3 protein-coding genes are annotated in these 3014 nt (G+C 71.0%); 2 read left to right on the top strand and 1 reads right to left on the bottom strand.

Features of this window, described 5'->3' with window-relative positions; translation table 11 throughout:
• The first annotated feature begins 357 nt into the window (after positions 1–357).
• Both moaA and fdhD read left to right on the top strand, forming a co-directional pair.
• The gene (gene moaA, locus VNT50_RS11635; protein WP_325485281.1) at positions 358–1443 is read left to right on the top strand and encodes a GTP 3',8-cyclase MoaA; all 1086 of its coding nucleotides are present in this window, start codon (positions 358–360) and stop codon (positions 1441–1443) included.
• Positions 1444–1492: 49 nt separating this feature from the next.
• Positions 1493–2389: a formate dehydrogenase accessory sulfurtransferase FdhD gene (gene fdhD, locus VNT50_RS11640; RefSeq protein WP_325485282.1), complete on the top strand. Its 897-nt coding sequence runs from the start codon at positions 1493–1495 to the stop codon at positions 2387–2389.
• Here the strand turns inward: fdhD and VNT50_RS11645 are convergent.
• On the bottom strand, positions 2343–3014 hold a 672-nt coding region (locus VNT50_RS11645), incomplete at its 5' end, for a chloride channel protein (protein WP_325485283.1). The genes fdhD and VNT50_RS11645 overlap by 47 nt on opposite strands.

The raw sequence follows: 3014 nt of genomic DNA on the forward strand, positions 1-3014 counted from the left end.
CCCGGGCCAGGTCGGGCACATCGACCCGGACGCGGCATCCACCGGGCCCCTGTCGAAGTGGCAGGTGGTGCCGCTCCACGCACCGCGAAGCGACCGCTCGTGCCACCCCACCGAAGCCGGGCCCCTCGAAGTGGCAGGTCGTGCCGCAATACCTACCGTGAACCGACCACACGTGCCCCTCTGCCGAGGCGGTGCACGTCGAGATGGCAGGCTGCGCCACGTGGCCAGACCACAGGGCAATAGCGGTCAGACCAACAGGGTCCCTCGTCATTGAAGTGACCGCGCGCCAGGCGCGTCGCCGCGGGATTAGGCTCGATGCATGGCCGGCACGAGCGGACTCCGGGGCGGGTGGGGCGCATGAGCGTCGTTCCCGTGACCATCGGCGTGCGCGCGCCGAGTGCGCACGAGGCGCCCCGGAACACCCCGGGGGCGCCGCTCGTCGACACGCACGGACGCGTGCACCGCGACCTGCGCATCTCGCTCACCGACCGGTGCTCGCTGCGCTGCACCTACTGCATGCCCGAGCAGGGGAACGAGTGGCTGGCCCGCTCGAGCATCCTCTCGCTGGATGAGATCGAGGCGGTCGCGCGCGTCGCGGCGGATGCCGGCATCTCGACGTTCCGTCTCACCGGCGGCGAGCCCCTGCTGCGCGCCGACATCGTGGAGGTGGTGCGCAGGCTGTCGCGCATCGAAGGCCCCGGCGGACCTGTGACGATCGCGATGACGACCAACGGCATCCGGCTTCGGCACTTCCTTCCTGATCTCGTCGACGCCTGGCTCGACCGGCTCAACATCTCCATCGACACGCTCCGCCGCGACCGGTTCCACGACCTCACGCGGCGCGATCGCCTCGACGACGTGCTCGACGGGATCGCGGCCGCCGCGGCATCCCCGCTCCGTCCCCTCAAGCTGAACGCCGTCGCGATGCGCGGCGTCAACGACGACGAGCTCGTCGAACTCGTGGAGTTCGCCGTCGCGCACGCGGCGCAGCTGCGGTTCATCGAGCAGATGCCCCTCGACGCGGGGCACACGTGGGATCGCCACACGATGGTCACGCGCGACGAGATCCTCGCGTCGCTGTCGACGCGCTGGAGCCTGCAGGAGGTGCCCGGGCGCGGGGGCGCGCCCGCCGAGACCTGGGCCCTCGACGGGGGACCCCACACGGTGGGCGTGATCGCCTCGGTCACGGCGCCGTTCTGCGGCAATTGCGATCGGCTCCGGCTCACGGCCGACGGTCAGCTGCGCAATTGCCTCTTCTCCACGACGGAGTTCGACCTGCTGCCGGTGCTGCGGCCGAACGACTCGCCCGATCCGGCCGCCGTCGACGCGGCGGGGATCGAGGCGGTCCTCCGCGCCTGCGTGTGGGGAAAGCTCCCCGGGCACGCGATCAACGACCCGAGCTTCCTCCAGCCCGCGCGGGGCATGAACGCCATCGGCGGCTGAGTTCCCGAGGGCGGGGCCACCGGCATCCACCCGCGGTTAGCATGGCGGTATGGGACGCATCACCGCCCGGCGGCCGATCACCCGCATCACCGTCTCCGATGTGGAGGGTGACAGCGAGCGCCGTCGCTCCGACACCCTCGCCGTCGAGGAGCCTCTCGAGATCCGCGTGGGCGGCACGTCGCTCGCGATCACGATGCGCACGCCCGGCCACGATGTCGAGCTCGCCGCCGGCTTCCTCGTCTCCGAGGGGGTCATCGCCGCCGGGCCGGACTTCCGCTCGGCCATCCACTGCGGGGGACCGGGAACGGGCGGACCGATCGCCGGGTCTGCCGAGAACGCCTACAACGTGCTCGATGTCACGCTCGCCCCGGGCGTCGCACCGCCCGATCCCGACCTCGCCCGAAACTTCTACACGACGAGCTCGTGCGGCCTCTGCGGCAAGGCGAGCATCGAGGCCGTCGAGACGGTCTCGTCGTACGACGTGGGGGCGGATGCCGCGGCGGTCTCCGCCGCGCTGCTGACGAGCCTGCCCGACGCGCTGCGCGCACAGCAGGATGTCTTCGACAAGACCGGCGGTCTGCACGCGGCGGGCCTCTTCGACGCGACGACGGGGGAGCTCGTCGTGCTGCGCGAGGATGTCGGCCGGCACAACGCGGTCGACAAGGTGGTCGGCTGGGCCGTGCTGAACGACCGGCTGCCGCTCACCGGGCACGTGCTGATGGTATCGGGGCGCGCGAGCTTCGAACTCGTCCAGAAGGCAGTCATGGCCGGCATCCCGATCCTGGCGGCGGTCTCGGCGCCGTCATCCCTCGCGGTGGAGCTTGCCGAGGCATCCGGCCTGACGCTCGTGGGGTTCCTCCGGGGCGCGTCGATGAACGTCTACGCCCACCCGGAGCGGGTCACGACGTCGGTGCGTCTCCCGCAGAGCGTGGCTTCGGCTTCTTAGCCGGTTCGGGCGTGTCGGCCGCCGCCGGCAGGATGCGGAACTCCGGCGCCGCCGCCACGATCAGCCACGCGGGGAGGATGATGACGCAGAGCATCGGCAGCAGGGTGATGTCGCCGGCGACGGCGACCGCGACGAACAGCGCGAGCCAGCCGTCGCGCGAGACGACGACAAGGATGCCGATCACGCCGCACGCGACCGCGAGCCCGATCGGGATCGACGGGAACAGTGCGTTGCCGAGCAGGCCGAGCGCGACCCCGATGAAGGTGGCCGGAAAGATCCGGCCGCCGCGGAAGAGCGCGGATGCGGCGATCAGCAGCGCGACGACCTTGATGCCGGCGATCATGGCGAGCTGACCCGCGTCGTACTGACCGGGATCCTTCAGCAGCTCGCCCATCTGCGTGAGCCCCTTGAACATCGTGATGGGACCGCCGAGAAAGCCCAGGATGCCGAGCAGCAAACCGCCGACGGTCGTGATGACGACGGGATGCCGCAGGGCGTGCAGCGCGCGGTAGACGAGCGGGAACGCGTAGAGCGCCACCATGCCGATGAGCACGATCGCACACGTGAGCACGGTTCCCGTGACGAAGTCGATCGGCTGCGGGGCGCCGTAGTCGGGCAGGTCGAA

It is taken from the genome of Microbacterium sp. (genome assembly GCF_035554235.1).
Taxonomy (GTDB): Bacteria; Actinomycetota; Actinomycetes; order Actinomycetales; family Microbacteriaceae; genus Microbacterium.